Source organism: Deinococcus soli (ex Cha et al. 2016) (assembly GCF_001007995.1).
GTDB classification, from domain to species: domain Bacteria; phylum Deinococcota; class Deinococci; order Deinococcales; family Deinococcaceae; genus Deinococcus; species Deinococcus soli.
In genome coordinates, this window is record NZ_CP011389.1 from 2,209,355 (window position 1) to 2,232,500 (window position 23,146).

At 67.8% G+C, this 23,146-nt stretch carries 16 protein-coding genes; 14 read left to right on the top strand and 2 right to left on the bottom strand.

Going from position 1 to position 23,146, the window contains the following annotated elements; translation table 11 throughout:
- The 3 genes from SY84_RS10895 (at window position 1) to SY84_RS10905 (ending at window position 12,339) form a co-directional block, all read left to right on the top strand.
- Window positions 1-4,761, top strand: a complete 4,761-nt coding sequence (locus SY84_RS10895) for a DUF11 domain-containing protein (protein ID WP_046844030.1) — start codon at window positions 1-3, stop codon at window positions 4,759-4,761.
- 1,164 nt (window positions 4,762-5,925) lie between these two features.
- Complete coding sequence (locus SY84_RS10900; RefSeq protein ID WP_046844031.1) at window positions 5,926-11,325, top strand: beta strand repeat-containing protein; 5,400 nt, start codon at window positions 5,926-5,928, stop codon at window positions 11,323-11,325.
- A 102-nt stretch (window positions 11,326-11,427) separates the two neighbouring features.
- The gene (locus SY84_RS10905) at window positions 11,428-12,339 is read left to right on the top strand and encodes a DMT family transporter (protein ID WP_046844032.1); all 912 of its coding nucleotides are present in this window, start codon (window positions 11,428-11,430) and stop codon (window positions 12,337-12,339) included.
- Between the two features lie 163 nt (window positions 12,340-12,502).
- Here SY84_RS10905 and SY84_RS10910 read toward each other — a convergent pair whose 3' ends face one another.
- The gene (locus SY84_RS10910) at window positions 12,503-12,985 is read right to left on the bottom strand and encodes a hypothetical protein (RefSeq protein WP_046844033.1); all 483 of its coding nucleotides are present in this window, start codon (window positions 12,983-12,985) and stop codon (window positions 12,503-12,505) included.
- A gap of 122 nt (window positions 12,986-13,107) precedes the next feature.
- Between SY84_RS10910 and SY84_RS10915 the strand changes: the two genes are divergently transcribed.
- From SY84_RS10915 to SY84_RS10945, 7 genes are all read left to right on the top strand, one after another.
- A complete protein-coding gene (locus SY84_RS10915; RefSeq protein ID WP_046844034.1) occupies window positions 13,108-13,752 on the top strand; it encodes a response regulator in 645 nt (214 codons plus the stop codon).
- Between the two features lie 28 nt (window positions 13,753-13,780).
- Window positions 13,781-13,993, top strand: a complete 213-nt coding sequence (locus tag SY84_RS10920; RefSeq protein ID WP_229755886.1) for a hypothetical protein — start codon at window positions 13,781-13,783, stop codon at window positions 13,991-13,993.
- Window positions 13,994-14,028: 35 nt separating this feature from the next.
- Entirely contained in the window at window positions 14,029-14,868 is an 840-nt protein-coding gene (locus SY84_RS10925) for a serine hydrolase (protein ID WP_046845150.1), read from the top strand.
- Between the two features lie 199 nt (window positions 14,869-15,067).
- Complete coding sequence (locus tag SY84_RS10930; RefSeq protein WP_081424574.1) at window positions 15,068-15,904, top strand: c-type cytochrome; 837 nt, start codon at window positions 15,068-15,070, stop codon at window positions 15,902-15,904.
- Window positions 15,905-15,919: 15 nt separating this feature from the next.
- Complete coding sequence (locus SY84_RS10935) at window positions 15,920-16,612, top strand: ubiquinol-cytochrome c reductase iron-sulfur subunit (RefSeq protein WP_046844037.1); 693 nt, start codon at window positions 15,920-15,922, stop codon at window positions 16,610-16,612.
- Entirely contained in the window at window positions 16,609-17,922 is a 1,314-nt protein-coding gene (locus SY84_RS10940; protein ID WP_046844038.1) for a cytochrome b, read from the top strand. Before SY84_RS10935 ends, SY84_RS10940 begins: the two co-directional genes overlap by 4 nt.
- Before the next feature lie 85 nt (window positions 17,923-18,007).
- The gene (locus SY84_RS10945; RefSeq protein ID WP_046844039.1) at window positions 18,008-18,205 is read left to right on the top strand and encodes a hypothetical protein; all 198 of its coding nucleotides are present in this window, start codon (window positions 18,008-18,010) and stop codon (window positions 18,203-18,205) included.
- A 56-nt stretch (window positions 18,206-18,261) separates the two neighbouring features.
- Here the strand turns inward: SY84_RS10945 and SY84_RS10950 are convergent, their stop codons facing one another.
- Window positions 18,262-18,513, bottom strand: a complete 252-nt coding sequence (locus SY84_RS10950; protein WP_046844040.1) for a hypothetical protein — start codon at window positions 18,511-18,513, stop codon at window positions 18,262-18,264.
- A 128-nt stretch (window positions 18,514-18,641) separates the two neighbouring features.
- On the opposite strand from SY84_RS10950, the gene SY84_RS10955 reads away from it, so the two are divergent.
- The 4 genes from SY84_RS10955 to SY84_RS10970 all read left to right on the top strand — a co-directional run bounded on the left by SY84_RS10955 (window position 18,642) and on the right by SY84_RS10970 (window position 23,042).
- Window positions 18,642-19,064 (top strand): HesB/IscA family protein, encoded by a 423-nt coding sequence (locus SY84_RS10955; protein ID WP_046844041.1) that lies wholly within the window; start codon window positions 18,642-18,644, stop codon window positions 19,062-19,064.
- Between the two features lie 196 nt (window positions 19,065-19,260).
- The gene (locus SY84_RS10960; RefSeq protein WP_046844042.1) at window positions 19,261-21,018 is read left to right on the top strand and encodes a peptide ABC transporter substrate-binding protein; all 1,758 of its coding nucleotides are present in this window, start codon (window positions 19,261-19,263) and stop codon (window positions 21,016-21,018) included.
- 102 nt (window positions 21,019-21,120) lie between these two features.
- Window positions 21,121-22,116, top strand: a complete 996-nt coding sequence (locus tag SY84_RS10965; protein WP_046844043.1) for an ABC transporter permease — start codon at window positions 21,121-21,123, stop codon at window positions 22,114-22,116.
- On the top strand, window positions 22,116-23,042 hold the full coding sequence (locus SY84_RS10970) for an ABC transporter permease (RefSeq protein ID WP_046844044.1): 927 nt from the start codon (window positions 22,116-22,118) through the stop codon (window positions 23,040-23,042). The genes SY84_RS10965 and SY84_RS10970 overlap by 1 nt, the downstream gene beginning before the upstream one ends.
- The last annotated feature ends 104 nt before the right edge of the window (window positions 23,043-23,146 follow it).

Here is a 23,146-nt window from a genome sequence, read left to right on the forward strand (position 1 = left end):
GTGCAACCGGACTTCAAGCGCATCGCCACGACCCTCTCGGCCCTGCTGGCCGTGAGCGTCCCGGCCGGCGCACAGGACATCAGCACCAGCCTGCCCCTCACCACCGTCGGCGACCGCCTGATGTGGACCGTGGGCGACCAGGACCTGAACCTGGAAGTCCCGCTGGACGGCCCCGTACGGCTCGAGCTGTACAGCCCGCGCCTGGACCAGAGCGACTACCGCGCCGACACCTACTACGGTGACGAGCAGTACGACGCCAACCGCAGCCAGGTCGCCACCACCTTCACCGTGCTGCGCGAGGACGGCAGCACCCTGCTGGAGCGGACCTTCACGCCCGGCCAGCACAGCTGGGAAACCCTGCTCGACCAGGACCTCCCCGCCGGGCGCTACCGCATCCGCGCCGCGACCGGCGGCAACGGCAAGAACACCTTCGCGATCCGCCTCGCGGGCGTCAGTGCCGAGGTGAACGCCGACCAGATCAGCGTCAACGTCCACTCCCGCGAGTGGGTCCCGGCCGTGAACGTCACCAGCGACGGCCGCACCCACACCCTGCGCATGTACGACGGCGACGGGCCCCAGGAACTCCAGGCCCGCCTGCGAGACACCGAAGGCAACCTGTACCCCCTGCCGGTCAGCGCCGACCTGACCTACACCGACCTGCTCCTGCCCGCCCGGGCCGGAACCTACACCGTCGAACTGCGCCAGCCGGCCACCGCCCGCCAGTTCAGCAACACCGTCGGCTTCGGCCTGATCCGCGCCGGGAGCCCCGCGCCCATCTCCGTCGCCCGCGTCGACCAGACCGGCATGCTGGGTGTCACCGCCGAACTGATTCTCCCCGGCGAGACCCGCCCGACCACCGCGCAGGTCACCGTGGGTAAGACCCCTGTGACAGTTAGTGGCAGTTTCGAGCGCCGCGTCGCCCCCGGAACGTACCCCATCACCGCCGCGCCCGTCCCCGGCGCGCAGGTCAGCGTCAGCGGCGACGTCACCGTCCCCCGCGACGGCCGGGGCGACGCCCGCGTGCAGATCCGCCCCGACGTGAGCCTCGACCTGCAGACCGACAAGCTCGAGGTCTGCCAGGGCGACACCGTCACCCTGCGCGCCCGCGCAGCCACCGACTTCCAGGGCGACCTGCCCCTGAACCTCAGCCTGGACGTTCCCGGACTCGGCGACCGCCAGGAGAAGACCGGCACCCTGAACGCTGCCGCGCCCGGCGAACTGAGCTTCACGGCCGCCGCCACCCGGCCCGGCCCGCTGACCGTCACCGCCCGCCTGGCCCCCTGGAACCTGGAACGCCAGGTGCAGATCACCGTCCTGGCCGACAGCACCGCCCTGCAACTGGAACGGACAGCCCCCGACACCGCCAGCGTCGGCGACCAGATCACCCTGGGCCTCACGCTGCGCAACACCAGTAGCCAGACCGTCACGTACCGCGTCCGCGACGACCTGCCCGCCGGACTCGAGGCGACCAGCAGCACCGAATTCACCGGTGTCCTCGCCCCGGGCGAGACCCGCACCCTGACCCACACCGCCCGCGTCACGCAGCCCGGCACGCACACCCTGACCGCCCGCGTCGGCACCGACCGCTGCGCCGCCACCCAGACGACCTCCGCGCAGATCCAGGTCCAGGCGCCCCAGCCTGAACCGGACCCCACGCCCGCCCCGCAGGCCCAGCGCAGCAGCAGCGTCACCCTGCCCTTCGACGCGCCCGCCCAGGCCAGCGAACTCGTGATCGCGCACGCCATTCCCACCGGCGCGCAGTACGTGCCCGGCAGTGCCCGCCTGAACGGCCAGCCGCTCGCCGACCCGCTGCGCGGTCCCAGCGGCACCCTGTACTGGACCCTGCCCGGCGCCGCCCAGCGCGCAGGCACCGCCGTGCCCGGCACCATCACCTACGACCTGAGTCACACCGGCACCCTGGGCGAACTGCCCGCCCCCGCCCTGCTCGCCCGCTACAAGGGCGAACGCAGCGAAGTCCTCCAGGGCCGCGTGGACGAGGGCGACCTGCGCGCCGCCCGCCCCCTCGGCAGCGCCCAGGCCACCCTGAGCGAGAACCCGGGCGCCATCAAGTTCCCCCTGCAGGGCAGCCTGATCCGCATCCGCGACCGCATCAACATCACCGTCGAAGTGCCCCAGGACGCCGCGCAGCCCCTGACCGTCAACGGCCAGGTCATCAGTGAGGACCGCATCGGCGAGACCACCACCGACCCCACCCGCGGCGTGCGCCGCCTCACCTACGTCGGCGTTCCCCTCCGGGCGGGCCTGAACACCCTGCAACTCGGCGCGGACACCGTCACCGTGCAGCTGGTCGGCACCACCGCCCGCACTGAGATCACCCCCGTCAGCCTGATCGCCGACGGCGCCACCCCCATCCGCCTGAAGATCCGCACCCTGGACGCCAGCGGCAACCCCACCGGACAGGCCAGCGTCACCCTGACCAGCACCCTCGAACCCCTCGCACCCGACGCCAACCCCGGCGAGAGCGGCTACCAGGTGCACCTGGAGGACGGTGAAGGCGAACTGGTCCTGCAACCCCAGTCCGCCCCCACCACCCTGAAACTCCGGGTGCAGCAGGGCCAGGACATCCTGACCCGCAGCTTCGACATCCGCCCCGACGACAGCCGCGTCGGCGTCGGCATGATCAGCGCCACCCTGGGCCTCGACGGGAACCTGAACCTGAGTGACGACCTGACCTGGCAGGCCCGCGCCAGCCTGGAAACGCCCCTCGCCGGCGGCAAATTGTACGTCGCCGCCGACAAGGACGGCCTGCCCACCGAACAGGACACCCTCAAACGCTTCGCGGCCTTCGGGGACGCCAGCATCCAGAGCACCCCGCTACAGGGCATCGACCCGGTCGCCGCCCGCTACGACCACCCCACCCTGCGCGCCGAGTACCGCCGCAGCAGCCTGCCCATCGACGTGCTGCCGGTCGGCGAACAGCTGACCGCCCTGACCGTCACCAGCAAGAGCAACCCCCAGCTCAGCGGCTTCGTCGCCCTGGTCCCCGAAGACCGCGCGCAGGACACCCTGACCCCCGAAGGCACCCGCCTGCTGCGCCTGAGCCGCGGCAACGTCGCCGAGGGCAGCGACACCCTGGTCGTCCAGACCCTGGAACGCGGCACCGGCAAACTGCTCGCCCAGCAGACCCTGGCCCGCAACGTCGACTACATCCTCGACACCCGCACCGGCATCATCACCCTGGCCCGCGCCCTGGACGACACCGACGCCAGCCTGAACGACATCCGCGTGCAGGCCACCTACCGCCTGAACAACCCCGCCGACCAGCGCCAGCTCGCCTACGGCGCCCAGATCAAATACCAGGCCGGACAGGCCACCATCGGCGCCGCCGCCATCAGCCTCGACGGGACCGTCACCGCCGGCGCCCGCGCCACCTACGACAACGGCACCACCCGCACCGACGGCCTGCTCGCGTACTCCGGCGGTTTCCAGGCCAGCGCCGACCTCAGCACCACCCTGGGCCGCAGCACCGTCCAGGCCCGCATCCGCTACCAGGACGGGCAGTACCGCGGCCTCGCGCCCCTCACCCCCGGACTGAACGCCAACGCCAGCGTCACCACCCAGCACACCACCAGCCTCAGCAGCAGCGTTCAGACCGAATACCACAACACCCTCGGCACCGCCGCAAAAGACATACAGGGCGGCAGCGTCACCGCCCGCGCCGACTACCGCCTCGCGCCCTTCAGCGTCGGCGCCGGCGTCAAGTACGCCTACGGCGACCAGTACGGCCTCGGCGCCGTCCTCAGCGCCGGGTACCACAGAGCCCCCGTCGACGTGGACATCACCCACACCCAGCCCCTCGCCGGCGCGGCCGGCGGCAACCTCGACCCCATCACCACCGTCGCCACCCGCTACGCCATCACCGACACCATCACCCTCGGCGTCACCGACGAGATCAACTGGAAGACCGGCCAGCGCGCCATCCTCACCCTCGATAGCCGCCTGGGCAGCACCAACTACCAGGTCGCCTACGACCTCCCCACCGCAGGCGGCCAGGGCAACCGCGCCCGCTTCGGCGTCACCACCACCGTCGCCCTGAGCGACCAGCTCACCGCGGGCCTGCGCGGCAGCGCCACCTACGCCCTCAACACCCGCGAACCCCAGCTCGGCGCCGGGCTCGACCTGAACTACAAGACCCAGACCCTCAGCGCCACCACCGGCACCGACCTCACCTACAGCAACAAGGGCTTCGGCGTCGTCCTGCGCGGCGGCGTCAGCGGCAGCCTCAGCGACCACCTGACCCTCACCGCCGACGGCCTCGCCGAATTCGGCGCCGGAAAAAACGGCCAGCGCGCCGCCATCGGCTTCGCGTACCGCAACCGCACCTTCAACGCCCTCGGCAGCGCCCGCTACGTCAACGGCACCCTCGCCGGGAATCAGCCCGAACTCAGCAGCAACCTCGCCGCCGAATACCGCCAGCCCACCTGGGCCGCGCGTGCCGGACTCGACACCCGCACCCTCCTGAACGACTCCGGCAGCTTCACCGCGCAACTCGGCCTGAGCGGCACCTACTACCTCACCGACCGCATCGGCATCGGCGCCTGGGGCCGCGCCCTCACCCAGCCCGGCAGCGGCACCACCCAGTACGGCTACGGCCTCGAAGCGTCCTACCGCGCCCTGCCCGGCACCTGGATCACCGCCGGGTACAACCCCCAGGGCTTCACCGGCCTGGGCAACACCTACACCCGCCAGGGCGCCTACCTGCGCCTCGACCTGACCCTCGACGACACCCTGGGCAAATAACCCCACCCGACAGGGGAGAGGCGGCCCACCCACGGCCGCACTCTCCCCTTTTTTTCCTCATGAGAACGCACTTTCTGCCGCTTCCTGTAAGGCCCCCGCAAGACCCCGCACGCCACCATGAACCCCAGACCCCCGCCCCCACCCCACCCGAAAGCGAGGCCCCGCATGAGCTCACCCCCCAGACGGACATACCTGAAGTTCCTGACCGCACTTGGACTGACCCTGGCCACACTGGCCGGGGCGTACCAGATTGTCGGCGACCTGAGCGGCACCGCCACCACCTGGAGCGGGACCATTGGTACCTATCAGACGAACAGCACCAACTACGTCGGTGGCACGGCGTCCGCCACATTCAGGTCGGCACTGACCACCACTGTGACGGCAAGCCGTGATGCCACCAACAATCAGAACTCCATCTATGTAGGTGACGCTTCCGGAGCAACGACGACCCTGAAAGATCTCATGTCGACCCGTGCAGGAACTGGGTTCACGACGTTCTCGCCGACATTCACGCCCGCCAATGTCGAGGGTCTGTACATTATCACCAACGCCCTCAAGCAGGACGGCAGCTTCACCACGAAGACCGTGACCAGCGGGACCAACACGCAGACCGTACGTGAGAAGGACGATCCGGCCTGTTACGGTGCCACGGGGGCAGCGGGCAGTATCGGCAGTTGCCTGCGCGGGTTCCTCACGGTCAACTTCAGCCGACCTGTAACCAATCCAGTCCTGCATATCACCGGTTTGGGCGGAAATTCCCGGCGAACCAACGATGTTTGGGGCGTTGCAACCCGCCTGCGATTACTGACAAGCGGCGTCTCCATCAGTGCGCTCGGCACGCCGTCCAACCTTGCCGTCACGACGGTTTCCGGCACACCTTCAATCGGGGTCTCGTCCCTGGGATCTGGAACACTGGTTGCTACGGGCTCGCCGAACACGTATGACGTCATTCAGGCATCATGTACGCCCGCCACCGGGACCACTTCGGCCGGCTGCGGAAGTTTCAGGTTCGCTGGAACCTTCTCCCAGCTTCAGTTCGAGATGCGACTGGAAACGAAGAAGGTAGTGGCAGATACCTCGACGAACACGCCCTACCCTTATGCGGTCTATTCCGGCCCCAACGGAAGCACCGTCGACAGCGGGCCGTCAGCAGATGCCATCAACATGGCCGTCAGCGTCGACGAGGACTTCGGTGACGCGCCGGCCAGTTACGATCCCACGGCGGCTGCCAGCCACGTGGTCGGGGACCTGAAACTGGGCAGCACCATCGACGCGGACAACACCGGCACCCTGAACGGCGGCACGGCGATCACGCCCAGCCCCAACGCGGTAGCCGCGGGAGCCGACAACACCGGCACGAACGGCGACGGTGTGGACGAGGACGCCATCAGCACCTTCCCGGTCTTGACGACCGCAAGTAGCACCTACAGCCTGACCGTGCCCATCAGCGGCGCAAGTCAGCCCGGCCAGGTGTGCGGATGGGTGGATTACAACCGCAACGGGGCCTTCGAGGTCGGGGAGCGCGCCTGCGCGGCTTTTGCTGCCGGTGCGTCCAGTGTGACACTGAACTGGACGGGCCTGAGTGGCTTGACTGGCGGCACGAACTACGTTCGGCTGCGCGCCAGCTACGACACGACCGGTGTGCAGACCCCAACCGGCCGACTGGACAGCGGTGAGGTCGAGGATTACCGCCTGACGATCTCACCTGCGGCCGATCTGATCGTCACCAAGACCAACAGCGTGACCAGCGTCAACTCTGGTGAGACGACGACCTACACGGTTCGGGTCACGAACAACGGCCCGAGCACCGCCACGGGCGCACTCCTGACGGACGCGGTGGTCAGTGGGCTGAACGTCACCAGTGTGGCCTGTTCGGGCACCCCGGGGCAGTGCACGGCGGGGACCACGCCGACTGTCGCGCAGCTCCAGGCCGGGTACGCCCTGCCGACCCTGGCCAGTGGCCAGTTCTACGAAGTGACGGTGACGGGCACGGTGACCGGGACTGGCGGTTCCCTGAGCAACACCGCGATTGTCGCTGCGCCCAGTGGTATCACGGACCCAGCCACTGCCAACAACAGTGCCACTGATACGGACACCATCAACCCGCCGTTCGTCTCTACCACGCCCCCCGTGTGTTCTGCACTGCCCGGCAATACCGGCCTGGGCAGCAACCTCGTGACGGACTTTAGTGGCGGCACCTTCGGGGTGAGCAGCAGCGATCCGACCGTGGCCAGCACCGGTACGAAATCCCCGGCAGCGTGGCCGTACCTGAGTACCAACATCCCCAACTACACCTACATTCAGGTCAGCCCGAACAGCCCGAACGACGGCTTCGTCTCGCTGGTCAACCGCCTGAGCACCCCGAGAATCTTCAACGTCTGGAGTTCCACCCTGACCCCCATCACTGTCAACAGCAGCGGGGCGGCGTCTGACGACTCGGCCACCGGACGCTTCCTGCTCGTGAACGGCGCGAACCCCGGCAACGCGGTACTCGTCTCGACCATCAGTGGCCTCACACTGAACACCAACTATCAGGTCACTGGCCTGTTCGCCAACCTCTTCGACAACGGCGCGACCGGCGCACTGCTGCCCAACGTCGACATTTATGTCAACGGCGTGTCGTACTACAAGACTGGCAACATCCCGCAGGACCAGGTGGCCAAATGGCGCCGCTCGGGTTTCGTCTTCAACTCCGGCGCTTCCACCTCCGTGACCTTCAGCCTCGTGAACAACGTCTCTTCCGGCAACGGCAACGACTTCGCCTTCGACCAGCTGAACGTCAACCAGTGTCAGGGGAACTGGGTAAACACGTTCAGCGGCTACCTGTACGGCGACCTGAATACCAGCAGCACCTTCCAGAACCCCAGCGAACCCCAGCTCCCGGCCGGCGTGACCGTGGACCTCAGGTACATCGACGCGAACGGCAACACTGTTACCGTCGCCAAGACCACCACGGGCGTCGGGGCGGACACCGGGAAGTACGTCTTCACGAACGTTCCCCCACCCCCGACCGGTTTCACGTACTTCGTGCACGTCGAGAACGGCACCACAGCCGGAGAGACAAACACCGTACCTGCCGGATATACACTGACCACCCCCAACGACATCGCCCTGCCCGGTACCCCCAACTATACGAGCGGCACGAACGCTGCTCCTGACTTCGGCTTCCGCAGCACCGCCGATCTGAGCATCACCAAGACCGATGGTATGACCAGCGTGAACGCCGGCGGCACCACGACCTACACCATCCGTGTGACCAACCTGGGCCCGAACCCCACCACTGCAATCCTGACTGACGCGGCCGTCAGTGGCCTGAACGTCACGGCAGTCAGCTGCTCAGCCACCCCGGGCCGCTGCACGGCCGGCACCACGCCGACGATCAGCCAGCTGCAGGCGGGTTACGGTCTGCCCATCCTGGCCAGCGGGGAGACCTATGAGCTGACCGTCACGGCCACCGTCACGGCCACCAGTGGGAGCGTCGCCAACACTGCCACCGTCACGGCGCCGGCCGGAACGGTCGACGGCACGAACACGAACAACTCGGCCACCGATACCGACACCGTGACGCCGGTCGCGGACCTGAGCGTCACCAAGACCGACAGTGTCTCCAGCGTCAACGCCAGTGGGACGACCACGTACACCATCCGCGTCACCAACGCCGGGCCCAGCAGCGTCACCGGCGCCACCCTCACCGACGCCGCCGTTGCGGGCCTGACGGTGACCAGCGTGACCTGTTCCAACACGCCTGGTCAATGCAGCGCTGCGCCCACGGTCACGCAACTCCAGGCCGGATACGCCCTGCCTGCCTTAGCCAGCGGACAGTTCTTCGAGATTCGCGTGACGGGCACCGTCACCGCCACCGGCGGCACTCTTGCCAACACCGCTACTGTCACCGCGCCGTCTGGCACCACCGACCCCACCGCCGGCAACAACAGTGCCACCGATACCGATACTGTCACGCCCGTCACGGACGTCGCCGTGAGCAAGGCCGTGAACGTCGTGGCGGCGGGACCCGGCGGGACCGTCACGTACACCATCCGCGCGTGGAACAACGGCCCGAGCCCGGCAGGCAGCGCTACGCTGACCGACACGGTGTCCGCCAGCCTGACGGGGGTGACGTGGACGTGCGCCGGGACGGGCGGCGCGAGCTGCAGCGCGGCCAGCGGCAGCGGCAACGCCATCAGCTTGACCGTGAACCTGGGGACCGACACGGGGTCCGTCACGACGGCCGACACCCGCTACGTGACGCTGACCGTCACGGGCACCCTGGTTAGCAGCGCGACCGGGACGCTCGGGAACACCGCGAGCGTGTCGGACGCGAGCGACAGCACGCCCGCGAACAATTCGGCCAGCGTCAGCACCCGCATCGTGGACGCCGTGAACGACACGGGGTCCGTGACCTTCAACCAGGGCGCCACCTTCACCATCCTGGCCAACGACACGGTCGGCGGCGCGGCCGCCACCACCACGAACGCCACGCTCCCCACCATCGTCACCAACGGTGGCCTGACCGGCCTCAGTGTGAACGCCAGCGGGCAGCTGGTCCTCGCGGCCTCCGCCCTGAACCTGCCCGGCACGTACACCGTCACGTACCAGATCTGCGACGCGACCCTCACCAGTGCGTGCGACACCGCCACCATCGCCATCACCGTCACGCCCGCCGCGGCCGACCTGGCGATCACGAAAGCGCAGCGTGCCGGCACGGGGGGCACCTTCCAGACCACCGCACTGAGCGTGGTGCAGGGCGGGGCCGTGCAGTACCAGATCGTCGTGACGAACAACGGCCCGAGCGCCGTGACGAACGCGACCTTCACGGACGCCGTCCCGGCCAACCTGACGGGCCTGAGCGTCGTGAGCGCAACCGGGACCGGCACGACCTGCACCGCTTCCTTCACGGGGGGCACTCTGAACGGGACCTTCAGCGGGGCGAGTGGGACGAGCTGCACGGTGACGATCCAGGGCACCGCGACGACGACCGGGACGTTCACGAACACCGCGACGGTGACGGCGCCCTCGGGCATCACGGACGCGACGACCGGGAACAACACCGCCAGCGTGAACACCACCGTCACCCCCGCCGCCGACCTGGCGATCGACAAGAGTGCGCCGGTCGCGGTGGGCAGCGGCCGCGCGGTCAGCTACACCATCCGCGTGTGGAACAACGGCCCCAGCAGCGTCACGGGCGCCACCGTCACGGACAGCCTGCCCAGCGGGTTCACCGTGACCGGCATCAGCTGCGCCGCGACCGGCACCGCCACCTGCGGGACCCAGACCTTCACCGCCAGCAGCGTCACGATCACGACCGGTACGCTGAGCCTGGACACGAACGCGGCGAACGCCACGCCGGACGGGAACTTCCTGACGTACACCCTGACCGGCACCGCGCCCGCCAGCGGCACGCTGAGCAACACCGCCAGCGTCGCCGCGCCCGCCGGGACGACCGACCTGCCGTCCGGGAACAACAGCAGTGCTGCCGCCGTCACCCGCGTCATCGACGCCGTGAACGACACCACCGTGAACCTCGCCTTCGGGACGGGCGGCACCGTGACCGTCCTGGGCAACGACACGGTCGGCGGCGCGGCGGCCACCACGGCGAACGTCGCCGTGACCGTGCAGAACGCCGGTGGGATCACCGGCCTGACCGTGAACGGCAGCGGGCAACTGGTCGTGCCCGCCGCGACGCCCGCCGGGTCGTACACCGTCACGTATCAGATCTGCGACGCGACCCTCACGACCGCCTGCGACGCGGCCACCGTGACGGTCGACGTGGGTGCGGCCTCTGCCGACGTGATCATCACGAAGACCGGACCGGCCTTCGCGAAGCCCGGCGAGACCATCTCGTACACCCTGACCGTCACGAACGCCGGTCCGAATGCCGCGACGGCCGTCACCGTGAGTGACACGCTGCCCACGGGCCTCACGTACGTGAGCAGCGCGCCCGCCGCGACGGTCAGCGGCCAGACGCTCAGCTGGACGCTGGGCACCCTGGCGGCCAGCGCCTCGCAGACCATCACCGTGACCGCCACCGCCCCAAGTGAGGCGACGCTGCTGAGCACGCCTGCCACGCGGACCCTGACGAACACCGCGTCCGTCAGCAGCGCCACCACCGATCCCACCCCCGCGAACAACACCGCCACTGCCGTCACGCAGATGGTCGCGGCGAAACTCACCAAGTCCGTGCGCAACGTCACGCAGAACACCACCTTCGGCACGTCCGGCGGCGGCCTCCCCGGCGAGGTCCTCGAGTACTGCATCGCCTTCGAGAACATCGGCGGCGCGCCCCTGCCGAACTTCGTGGTGACCGACCACGTGCCCGGCACCACGAACGCCCAAGCCGGCGGGTACGACGCGGAGGAAGCGAGTGCGGCGACGGGCTTCGGCGTGAAACTCACGCGCGGGACGACCACGCCGACCACCTCGTACTTCACGAGCGCGGCCGACGCGGACACCGGCGCGCTGAGCAGCAGTGGCGGGACGTTCGGGCGCGGCACGATGACCGTGAACCTGGGCGCCCTGGCCGTGGGTGATCAGGGCAGCGTGTGTTTCCGCACCGCCATCCGCTGATCTCATCCGACTGAACGCGCGGCCCACCCGGTCACCGGGGCGGGCCGCGCCTGCTGGACAGTCCACGCCGGGATGCGGGCGTCGCCGCATAGAATCCCCGTCATGTCGGCCCGTGCGCGTGGCGCCCTCCTGTTGATCGCGGTGACCTGCCTGTGGGGCAGCACCTTCGCGGTGGTCAAGACGCTGGGACAGCTGCTCCCGGCGGCGGACCTAATCTTCTGGCGGTTCCTGATCGCCTCTGTCGCCCTGCTGCCGCTGGTCGCCTGGACGCGCCGGAACGCGGCCCGTGCCCCCCGCACCCCGGACGGCTGGCGCAGCCGCAGCCTGTGGCGGGACGGGTTTCTCCTGGGCGCGTGGCTGATCGCCGGGTACGGCACGCAGACGATCGCGCTGCAGACCACGAGCGCGAACCGCGCGGCGTTCTTCACGGCCCTGAGCGTGGTGCTCGTGCCGCTGTGGCTGGTCGTCGCGCAGCGGCGGCGCATGCCGGGCGCGCTGTGGCTGGCGCTGCCGCTGGCCGTGGCGGGCCTGGCGCTGCTGTCCTGGGAGGGCGGCGCGCTCGTCACCGGGGACGCGTGGGCGCTGGCGTGCGCCGTGACGTACGCGGGATTCATCGTCACCCTGGAGCGCATGGCCGGGCGTCACGCGGCGCTGCCGTTCACGGTCACGCAGGTCCTGAGCGTCACGGCGCTGGCACTCGTGTGGCTGCTCCTGGGCGGCGCGCCGTCACTCCCCCCGGCGGCGGCGTGGGGACCACTGCTGTACCTCGGCGTGGCGGCCACGGCCCTCACCACGCTGCTGCAGACCATCGGGCAGCGCAGCGTGAGCGCCGCCGAGGCCAGCCTGATCTACGCGCTGGAACCCGTGACGGCCACGGCCTTTAGCTTCGTGCTGATCGGCGAGCAGGTCGGCCTGCGCGGCGCGCTGGGGGGCGCGCTGGTGGTCGTGGCGACCGTGCTCAGCCAGCGGGCGGACGCCCCGCACGCCGAGACGCCGTCCGTGCAGGTGGAGTGACCCGGACCCCGGTGGACAGGTGTGCAGACGCGTTCAGCCCGGGCAGGCTCGGAGAGCGGCGTAGCAGGGTGGGGAGAAGCACACCGCAGTCCTCAGGACGGCGCTGGCTGTGGCAGGACCCCCGGGGCGTTCAGCCTGCCCCGGGGGTCCTCTGCCGTTCGGTTCAGCGGCGGGTCTGGTCGGGGATCAGCAGGGTCTTCACGGCGGCGTTGCCGGACCACACGCCCCGCAGGCCGTTCTGGAGGGCGCTGCCGCGCACGGCGGTGTACAGCGCGGGCGGCAGGCTGACCGAGGGGTACACGCCGCGCGAGCCGCGCGCGTCCACCTGCACGTCCAGGGGGAAACTCAGGGCCAGCGTGGCGATCAGGACGCCGCCGAGCGCGAAGCCGCCCAGCGCGCCCGCCCCGAGGTGCCAGGGCTGGTCCAGCGGGTTCTGGATGCGGTGGGTGACGGCAGTGCCGACGCCCACGGCGATCGCCGCGCCGATGATCAGGGCGACCGGGGCGTTGCCGCTCAGGGAATTGGCCAGGAAGCAGGCGGCGACGCCGCCCAGCCCCCACGCGAGCCCACCCAGGCCGCGCCTGGCGCCGAGGGCGGTCACGGCCGCCCAGAGGGTCACGAGCAGCGCATCGAACCAGGTGATCACGCCTCGCAGTGTACAGGGACCCGCCTGACAAATCTCTGCGGTTTTGCCGTGTGGGGGCTGGGTGGGGGGCGTTGGGGGCTTTCCTCCCGGTGTGGGGCGCGCCGCTGCCCTAGACTGGGCACATGATTCGCGTCTTGCTCGTGGATGATCACGCGCTGTTCCGTCAGGGACTGCGCAGCCTGCTGGAGTCCGAGGGAATGCGCGTGATCGGCGAGGCCGCCAACGGCCGCGAGGCGATCCGGTACGCGGCGGACACGCATCCGGACGTGATCCTGATGGACATCCAGATGCCGGACCTGGACGGCGTGAAGGCCACGCAGAGCATCCTGGAGATCGACCCGAACGCCCGGGTGATCATGATCACGATGTACCGCCAGGACCGCTACGTGTTCGAGGCCGTGAAGGCCGGGGCGCGCGGCTACGTCCTGAAGGACGCGGACGCCGCGACGCTGCTGGACGTGATCCGCCGCGTGGCGGCCGGCGAGGCCCTGCTGGACCCCGAGATGGCGCAGAACGTTCTGGACGACTTCCGCGACAAGCGCGAGGAGCTGCCCAGCGAGAAGCATGCGGACCTGAACGAACGCGAGACGATGATCCTGAAGCTGCTCGCGCAGGGCTTCTCGAATCAGGACATCGCGCTGCGGCTGGACATCAGCGAGAAGACGGTCCGCAACCGCCTGTCGGAGATCTTCACGAAGTTGCAGCTGAACAACCGCACGCAGGCGGCGCTGTACGCGATCCGCGAGGGCATCGCCAACCTTGAGTAAGAACCGCCGCGTGGGACCGGGGGCGCCCGTGAAACCGGTGACGTTCCGTGCCGGGTGTGGCCGCGAGTGGAGCCTCCCCAGTGCCGAGGCGGACCTGGCGTACACCGAGCAGGCGTTCCCGGAGTGCCCCACCTGCGAGCACCGGGTGGAACCGGACGGCGCGCCGCCCTTCTGCACGCTGCGCCCGGTGGGCACCGCGCATCCGTTCGCGGCGCTGGCCGGGCTGGACCTGCCGGAGTGACCGGCGGGGCAGGGGAGAGGGGAGCCGGGGAGAGGCTGGCGGCCTTTCAGGCGCATCTGGCAGCGTCGGGCTTTGCCGGCACGGTGGGGCTGCGGGTCACGGACGTGACGGGTGCGGAGCTGATCGCCTGGAACGCGGAGCGGGTGTTCCCGGCGGCGAGTACCATCAAGGTGCCGCTGCTGGTGCTGGCCCTTCAGGAGGCGCAGGCGGGCCGCCTGGACCTGTCGGCCCGGGTGACCATGCAGCCCGGAGACCGCGTGCCGGGGGCGGGCGTCCTGCACGATCTGGATGGCGGACTGGCCCTGACGTGGCGGGACGTGCTGACCCTGATGATCGTCGTGAGCGACAACACCGCCACGAACCTCGTGATCGCGCGGCTGGGCGTGGACGCCGTGAACGCGTGGCTGGCGGCGCAGGGCCTGACGGGCACGCGGCTGGTCGGAAAGTTGCAGTTGCCCCCCGGGCAGCGCAACGAGGCGCAGCGCCGCGGTGAGCGCAACGCCACCACCGCACGCGACCAGACGGCGCTGCTGCGCGCCCTGGTGGCCGGGGATGTGCTGGACGAGGCGCATACGGCGCTGGCGCTGGACATCCTGGGACGGCAGCAGTACCGCGACCTGATCGCCCGGCATGTGCCCTGTGGCCCGGACGGGGAGCGCCTGTACCGGAGCGCCACGAAGAGCGGCGAGCTGCTGGGCGTTCACCATGACGTCGGCGTGCTGTTCACGCCCCGCCCCCTGCTCGTGGGCCTCCTCTCCGAGGGTGGGGTGGATCCGCGTGAGCACCCCGAGAACGCCGACGTGCGGACGCTGGCGGGTGCCCTGTGGCCGCTCCTGGCAGCGCTGGGCGGAGACCCGGGGGCCGGGGACATTTAACCGGTCGGTAAGGGGCACCATGAAGGGTGCCGAAGTCTGGCGGGCAGCCCCAAGAAGCGCGGCTGGGCGCATGTTCGGTGCGTGGTATGCTGACCCGTATTAGGCCACCTGAGAGCAGGGTTTCCATCCGCGACACGGCGGGAAATAACTGGCCACTTCATGCTTAGGGAGAGGGAAAGTGGAAAGAAACGACGCTGTCATGCCCTGGGTCGCCATTGTCAGTGCGGCCATCATGTGGATCATCCTGCTGTTCCTGTTCAACAAGGAAACGGCGCCAGAGCCTGTGGTGGTGGACCCGGCGGTCGTGGCGAATATCAGTAAGGAGTGGCCGACAGTCGGGAAGCAGGTCTTCACGACCGCATGCGCCGGCTGCCACGGTGCAGAAGGCCAGGGGGGCGTCGGCCCGAAACTGGCCGGCGACGAGAAACTGACCAAGGATCCCGTCTACGTGCACACCGTCATCACCAAGGGCAAGGGCGCCATGCCCGCGCAGACGCAGCTGGCCGAGAACGAAGTGTACGCCGTGGCGAACTACGTCCTGAACTCCTGGGGCAACAAGGTCGAGGAACCCCTGACCCCGGCCACCGTGGCCGCCGGTCAGACCAAGATCGACCCGGAAGTCCTGAAGAACCGCAGCCGCTTCGTGCCTGACCACATCAAGCTGCCGGAGATCTTCCTGGCGACGTTCGTGATGGTGCTGCTCACGTACGGCCTGATCGGTCTGTACAGCGTATGGGCGGAAGGCCTGGAGCTCCACCCCGGTATTCACAAGGTCCGCTCGACGCCGCTCGCGACGCTGGGCATCATCACCACGCTGGGCCTGACCGTGATGTTCGCGGTGCTGTTCGTCCGGCAGATGGTCACGGACTTCGCAGGCTGGGCCGCTGCCGAGCCTGTTACCCCCAACGTGACCGCCGAGGGCTTCTACGCCGCGATGGTGCTGCTGATGCTGGCCGCCAGCGTCGCGCTGTACAAGAAGTACTTCATGGACGGCGAGGTGCTCGTCGAGGACGCCAGTGGCGAGTTCCCCTGGTAATCAGGAGAGATTGAAATGACCCGTTACAAGAAGCAAGATCCGGAAATCACGCGCCGCAAGTTCATCAACGTGGCCATGGGCACCGGCGCCGGTGTGGGCGTCCTGAGCCTCGTGAGTGCCCTGGGCAGTGCCAAGCCCGCCTTCCGCCTGACCCCCGAGAAGGCCCCCCCCATCAAGGGTGACATCCTGGTGCATGCCTCGGCCGACAAGGAAGGCCAGCCGATCCGTGTGTCGGAACTCAGCGAGCAGGGCGTGTCCGCCTGGCCGATGGGCAAGGACAAGGAAGGCAATAACGTCATCCGCAAGGGTGAGCCGAACAACCAGCTGGCTGTCTACCGTTTCGAGCGCGACCGCTTCAAGGTGCCCGAAGAAGGCGGTCACGCACATGTGGTGCTAGAACTGAACGGCATCACTGAGCAGGGTGTCGTGGCCTACTCGAACAAGTGCACCCACGCTGGCTGCGCAGTTCCCAACGATCCCAACGACGCCACCAAGCTGTTCTGCCCCTGCCATTCCGGGCAGTATGACCTGCTGCAAGGCTGTAAGGTCGTGGGCGGTCCACCCCCCCGCTCCATGCCGCAGCTGCCCATCAAACTGGACAACGACCAGCTGGTCGTGACCGAAACGTTCGTGACGGCACCCTACGGCTTCCTGAACGAAGCTGACTGGGAAACCTACCTCGAGCAGGTCAAGGAGATCATCGGATGAACCAGTGGCTGGATGACCGTCTGCACATCTCGCGCCTGAACGACAAGTTCCTGCGCAAGGCCTTCCCGGTGCATCACTCCTTCTTCCTGGGAGAGATCACGCTGTTCAGCCTGATCGTGCTGATCATCACCGGGATCCTGCTGGCGCTCGCGTACGAGCCCAGCAACTCGCTCGTCGTCAACTCCTTCGACCCCGGCACCAAGGCCGACCCGAATCTGGTGCCCGCCGCGTACCACTCGGCCCTGAAGATCAACGCCATGCCCTTCGGGGACATGCTGCGCCGGATCCACCACTGGATGGCCAACATCATGGTCGCCGCTGCCGTCATTCACATGATGCGCATCTACTTCACGGGCGCGTTCAAGAAACCCCGCGAGATCAACTGGTGGATCGGCATGCTGCTGCTGATATTCGCATCGCTGACTGCTGTGACCGGCTACATCCTCCCCTACGACAACTACGCGTACAACACCGTCAGCGTGATCTACGCCATCACCAAGTCCGTGCCCTGGGTGGGCGACTGGCTGGCGCAGGCCGCGTTCGCGGGCCGTTTCCCTGGTGAGGGGATCATCCCCCGTATCTACGGCTATCACATCATGCTGCTGCCCGGCATCCTGCTGGCCCTGACCGGCGCGCACATGCTGATCATGATCAAGCAGAAGCACACCCAGCCGCAGTACGCCAAGCGTCTGGCCTACAAGAAGATCGTGGGCGTGCCGCTCATGACCCAGCAGACCCCCATCATGCTGATGCTGGCCCTGCTGTTCACTGGTCTGGTCGTGCTGTTCGCGGCGTTCATCCCAGTTCACCCGGTCGAGTACTACGGGCCGCCTAGCCCCGATCCGATCAGCGGGATTAAACCCGACTGGTACCTGCTGTGGGTCTTCGGGGCCCTGGCCATCATCCCCGGCTTTGAACTGGAAGTGCTGGGCGGCGTGATCAGCGCCGAGTTCGTGGGGGCCATGGTCTTCCCCGGCATCATCATGGCGGCCATGTTCGCGGTGCCCATGCTGGACCGCAGCAAGGACAACATGTACTACGCTGAGAACCCCACCAATCACCCGGTGCGGCTGGGTGCAGGCGTGGCGTTCCTGGTGATGATGATCGTGCTGTCGGTCGCGGGCTACAAGATCGAGCTGATTCAGAGTGGCATTCTGTCCTCTGCGAATGCCAATACCATCCTGTGGATCCTGACGATTGGCCTGCCGGCCATCAGCTACTTCGCGACGATCGGCATCGTACGTCTGATCCGCGCCATCCGCGAGGCGGACGAGCGCGACGCGCTGGCCCACGCCCACGCAGACGACTGAGTGCACAACTGAGCCTCACCCCTGAAGCCCCGGCCCCTGCGCCGGGGTTTTTCTGTGGTGCGCCGGGTGTGCTTCACTGCGGGGCATGGATGAACTGGCCCGGCACCTGGCACAGACTGCGTATGAACTGAAGCTGGCTGGTCATGCTCCCGCACAGGCTGACCCGGAGGCGCTCGCTGCACTGGCCCGCGCCGCGCTGGAGGAACTGATCGCGCGGGGCCTGCTGCCCGATCCGGAGCCTGATGTGGGGTGCTGGAGCGTGCCCCGTTCAGGGCTGCACTGACGATCCGCAGTGCAAACGCCGCCTCTGGGGAGAGGCAGCGGTGGGGGTGGGCTGGTTCAGGCCTGCACGCGGGGGGTGTTGGGGATGTTCGCGGCGGGCGCGTCGCCCTGGCGGCTGCCGGCGGCGTAACCCACCTGCGCGCCGAACTGCCACGCGAGCTTGATCATGAACTGGATGGCATCCTCGTCGTGCTGATTGATCAGGGTGCGCAGGTGTTCGGGGAGTCCGTCGGGCAGCGGCATGGCGCGGAGCTGCTCCCCGTATTCGCTGCGGAGCTGCTCGAACCACTCGGCGTAGGGGTTCGTCATGCCCACCATGCTAACACTGGGACGCTCAAGGAATGTAAGCGGAAGCCCCGCGTGCTCTCGGCTGGCCCGGCTGGACACTTTGCCTTCCAGGCACCTTTTTCTTTCCCGAATGGTAGTACGCTTCACGCATGACCGCGACCACCACCCCCGAAACCAGCGGCGGCGTGCCCGCCCGTGACATCACCATCAGCGAATTCGGCGCCCAGAAAGCCCTGGGTATCCTGCAGAACAGCGGCAAGGAGAACGCCGGCGTGCGCGTGTTCATCAAGAGCGGCGGCTGCAGCGGCTACCAGTACGGCATGGCCATTGACGACCGCGAACTCGAAGGCGACCTGATCGTCGTGGACCGCGGCGTGAAACTGCTCGTGGACCGCATGAGCCTGCCCCTGCTGCGCGGCAGCGAGGTGGACTTCGTCGAGAACATGATGGGCGGCGGCTTCACCGTACACAACCCCAACGCCACCTCCGCGTGCGGCTGCGGGTCCTCATTCCGGACCGATGGCGCGCAGTCCCCGGACGGCGAGGGTTCTGGCGGCTGCGGCAGCCACTGAGTTCTGCCTGTTGCTGTTTGCGCAGATGAAGATTCCGGCCACCTCACAGGTGGTCGGTTTTTTGTCGTGTCAATCCCCCATCGCCCGTGATCAGCGGGTGAAAAGAGACCTTGACGGTCTTCATCTGACCCGTATACTGCCTGCATCACCAACATCCAGGGCGGCAGGTTCAGCCCAGTCAGTACACGGAGGATCCATGAAGAAGACCCTTGCCCTCACTGCATTCCTGCTCGGCGCGGCCCTGGCCGGTCCCGCCAACAACAGTCTCGTTGTCGGCACCTCACAGGAACCGCCGAACATCTACGACCCCTGGAACACCAACAACCTCGCCATCACCAGCGAGATCAACGGCTACATGGGTGCGGGCCTGACCTACCAGGACGACAACGGTGACACCAAGGCCGATATCGCCACCCGCGTTCCCACCCTCGCCAACGGCGACTACAAGGTCGTCAAGGACAGCAAGGGCGACGTGATCCGCAACAGCGTCACGTACACCATCCGCAAGGACGCCAAGTGGAGTGACGGCGCGCCCATCAAGGTCGCCGACTTCCAGTTCTGGCTGAAGCTGGAAAACGACGACCGCGTGCCCGTGCCCAGCCGCGACCCCTGGGACCGCGCCAAGATCACCGTGAACGACACCGACACCTTCACGATCACCTTCGAGCCGCCCTACCTGTTCGCCGATCAGGTCAGCCCCGGCCTGGCGCCCAGCCACATCATGGGCAGCGCCTGGAACGCCTTTGACGCCAAGACGAAAAACGAGAAGGACGCCAAGGTCGTCAATGAGGAGTGGAAGAAGTTCATCTCGTCGTTCACCACCGCCCGGAACCTGCCCAAGGTCGTCGCCGGTCCGTTCAAACCCACCGCGTGGCGTGCCGGGAACAGCCTGACCATGACCCGCAACGCGGTCTACTGGAACCAGCCGAAGAACCCTGAGAACTACGTGCAGACCGTCACGTACCGCTTTATCCCGAACACCAACACCCTGAAGGTGAACATCCTGTCCGGGCAGCTTGACGCCGTCAGCGCCGTCGGCCTGACCTTCGACCAGGGCACGGACCTCGCCCGCAACGAACGCAGCAAGTACAAGACGTACTTCGTGCCCGGCGCCGTCTGGGAGCACATCGACATCAACGCCCGCGGCCAGCGCGCCAAGGACCTCGACCTCGACGATCCCCGCATGCGTCAGGCGCTGCTGTACGCCATCGACCGTGACGCCCTGACCAAGGCGCTGTTCCAGGGCAAGCAGGCCGTGTCCAACAGCTGGATCGGCCCGGTCAGCAAGCTGTACAAGAAAGACGTCAACGACTACAACGTGAACGTCGCCCGCGCCAAGCAGCTGTTCGCGGCGCTCGGCTGGACGCCCGGCAGTGACGGCGTGCTGCAGAAAGGCGGCAAGAAACTCACCCTGAATTTCTCCACCACCGCCGGGAACAGCACCCGCGAGCGCGTGCAGCAGATCCTCCAGGCGCAGTGGAAGGCCGTGGGCGTGCAGGTGAACATCCAGAACTACCCCGCCAGCGTCATCTTCGGACCGGACTTCCTGAGCAAGGGCGAGAGCGGCAAGTGGGACATGGCCATGTACGCCTGGTCGAACAACCCCGTCTTCGAGGAAGGCAACCTCTGGAAGAGCGAGGGCATCCCCACCGCCGCCAACGGCTACTCCGGCCAGAACAACCCTGGCTGGAGCAACGCCGAGTACGACAAGCTGTACAAGCAGGCGCGCGTGGAGTTCAACCAGGCCGACCGCATCAAGCTCTTCGACCGCATGCAGGCCATCTGGAACACTGAGGTGCCCGCCCTGCCGCTGTACTTCCGCGTGAACGTGTACACCAAGGTCCCGGGCCTCGTGAACTACACCTTCAGCGCCATCACGCAGTACCCCAGCTGGAACGCCGCGAACATCGGCTGGGCCAGCAAGGGCGCCGTCGAGGAGTACAAGCAGAAGTAACCGCCTCACCGCGCGTGTCCACCGGGCGGCGCGCGGCGGGCAGGGGGAGGGCAGGCGACGTCACGCCTCCTTCCCCCTGCCCTTTGCTTCAGGAGTTCGAACATGGGAACCTACGCATTACGCCGCGTCATCCAGATGATCCCGCTGCTGCTGGTGATCAGCCTGCTGATCTTCGGCCTGACCGCCCTGCAACCCGGCGACCCGGTGGATCAGCTGGTGTTCGGGAACAGCAACATCACCCCGGAGGACATCGCCCGCCTGAAGGCCTCCTACGGCCTGGACCAGCCGTGGTTCACGCGGTACTTCTTCTGGCTCAAGCAGGCCATTACCGGGAACTTCGGCTACTCGCAGGACTTCGGGATTCCCGCGCTGGAGTACGTCTTCCAGAACCGCCTGCCGAACACGCTGCTGCTGACCGTCCCGGCGCTGATCATCAGCACCCTGATCGCCGTGCCGCTGGGTATCTTCAGCGCCGTGCGGCAGTACTCGGCGCTGGACTATGTCCTGACCTTCCTCGCGTTCGTGGCGGTCAGCGCCCCGGTGTTCTGGGTGGGCGCGCTGGCCCTGTACTTCTTCGCGATCTACCTGCCGCAGCTCACGGGGGGGCTGCTGTCCCTGCCGCCGGGTGGGCTGGGCGGTGACGTGCCCCCCGAGGCCGGATGGTGGGCGGTGGCGCTGGACAAGCTGAAGTACCTGCTGCTGCCGCTGATGATCCTGATGCTGCGCGAGATCGCCGTGACGCTGCGCTTCATGCGCGCCAACATGCTCGAGACCCTCACGCAGGATTACGTGCGCACCGCGCGCGCCAAGGGCCTCGCCGACCGCCGGGTGCTGTACAAGCATGCGCTGCGAAACGCCGTGACGCCCATCGTGACCCTGCTGGGCCTGAGTATCCCCGGCCTGTTCGGCGGGGCCGTCATCACGGAGACCGTGTTCTCCTGGCCCGGCATGGGCAAGGCCATCCTGGACGCGCTGGTCAGCAAGGACTTCAACGTGGTCATGGTCTGCCTGATGATGCTGGCCGTCCTGACCGTGGTGTTCCAGCTGCTGACCGATCTCGCCTACGCCCTCGTTGACCCCCGGATCCGGTACGCCTGATGACCACCATGCCCGTCTCCACGTCCGCCCCCGCCAAGAGCCGCTCGACCATGCAGATCGCCATGCGCCGCCTGCGCCGCCACAAGGCCGCCATGGCCAGCCTGATCGTGATCGCGGCGCTGATCCTGATCGCGGTCTTCGCGCCCCTCATCGCGCCCTATGACCCGAACGCGCAGGACCTCGCGGGGATCTACGCGCCGCCCAGTGCGCAGCACGTCCTGGGGCAGGACAGCCTGGGGCGCGACCTGCTGTCCCGCATCATCTACGGCAGCCGCGTCAGCCTGATCGTGGGCTTCACGGTCGCGCTGTTCAGCGTCGCGCTGGGCACCCTGATGGGCCTCCTCGCGGGCTTCCTGGGCCGCTGGGTGGATACCGCCATCAGCCGCTTCATCGAGGTCATGCTGTCCATTCCCGAACTGCCCCTGCAGCTGACCATCAGCGGCCTGTTCGCCGTGAGTGACGTTCCGGCCATCGCGGCGCTGCGGCAGAACCCGAACTCCAGCGTGTTCATCATCGTCGGGATCTTCACCTTCTTCGGCTGGATGGGCACCGCCCGGCTCGTGCGTGGCGAGGTCCTGAAACTCAAGAACCTAGAGTACGTGGACGCCGCCCGCGCCCTGGGCGCGAACAGTCCCCGCATCATGTTCCGCCACCTCGTTCCGAATGTCGTCGCGGTGATCATCGTGAACGGCACACTGGCCGTCGGCGGCGCCATCCTCGGCGAGGCGGCGCTGTCCTTCCTGGGCTTCGGCATCCAGCCGCCCGTCAGCACCTGGGGCAACATGCTCTCCAACGCGAACGAGGTCGTGCTGGAACACCCGTTCATCGCGGTGTACCCGGGGCTGGCGATCCTGATCACCGTGCTGGCCTTCAACTTCCTGGGGGACGGTCTGCGCGACGCCTTCGACCCCAAGAGCCGCCTGTAATTCACGGTCCGCTGCCCTGCCCCCGCTCCGGCGGGGGTTTTTCCATTTATTGCCCGTCCGGTCGCGTATCCTACAGGTGTGATACGGCTTCCGTCTGTTCCGTC

Excerpts from the sequence above, each read along its gene's own strand:
- SY84_RS10915 (WP_046844034.1), top strand. The coding sequence starts at position 13,108 with ATGATTCGCGTCTTGCTCGTGGATGATCACGCGCTGTTCCGTCAGGGA.
- SY84_RS10965 (WP_046844043.1), top strand. The coding sequence starts at position 21,121 with ATGGGAACCTACGCATTACGCCGCGTCATCCAGATGATCCCGCTGCTG.
- SY84_RS10970 (WP_046844044.1), top strand. The coding sequence starts at position 22,116 with ATGACCACCATGCCCGTCTCCACGTCCGCCCCCGCCAAGAGCCGCTCG.
- SY84_RS10960 (WP_046844042.1), top strand. The coding sequence starts at position 19,261 with ATGAAGAAGACCCTTGCCCTCACTGCATTCCTGCTCGGCGCGGCCCTG.
- SY84_RS10900 (WP_046844031.1), top strand. The coding sequence starts at position 5,926 with ATGGCCGTCAGCGTCGACGAGGACTTCGGTGACGCGCCGGCCAGTTAC.
- SY84_RS10930 (WP_081424574.1), top strand. The coding sequence starts at position 15,068 with ATGCCCTGGGTCGCCATTGTCAGTGCGGCCATCATGTGGATCATCCTG.
- SY84_RS10950 (WP_046844040.1), bottom strand. The coding sequence starts at position 18,513 with ATGACGAACCCCTACGCCGAGTGGTTCGAGCAGCTCCGCAGCGAATAC.
- SY84_RS10945 (WP_046844039.1), top strand. The coding sequence starts at position 18,008 with ATGGATGAACTGGCCCGGCACCTGGCACAGACTGCGTATGAACTGAAG.
- SY84_RS10905 (WP_046844032.1), top strand. The coding sequence starts at position 11,428 with ATGTCGGCCCGTGCGCGTGGCGCCCTCCTGTTGATCGCGGTGACCTGC.
- SY84_RS10955 (WP_046844041.1), top strand. The coding sequence starts at position 18,642 with ATGACCGCGACCACCACCCCCGAAACCAGCGGCGGCGTGCCCGCCCGT.
- SY84_RS10935 (WP_046844037.1), top strand. The coding sequence starts at position 15,920 with ATGACCCGTTACAAGAAGCAAGATCCGGAAATCACGCGCCGCAAGTTC.
- SY84_RS10940 (WP_046844038.1), top strand. The coding sequence starts at position 16,609 with ATGAACCAGTGGCTGGATGACCGTCTGCACATCTCGCGCCTGAACGAC.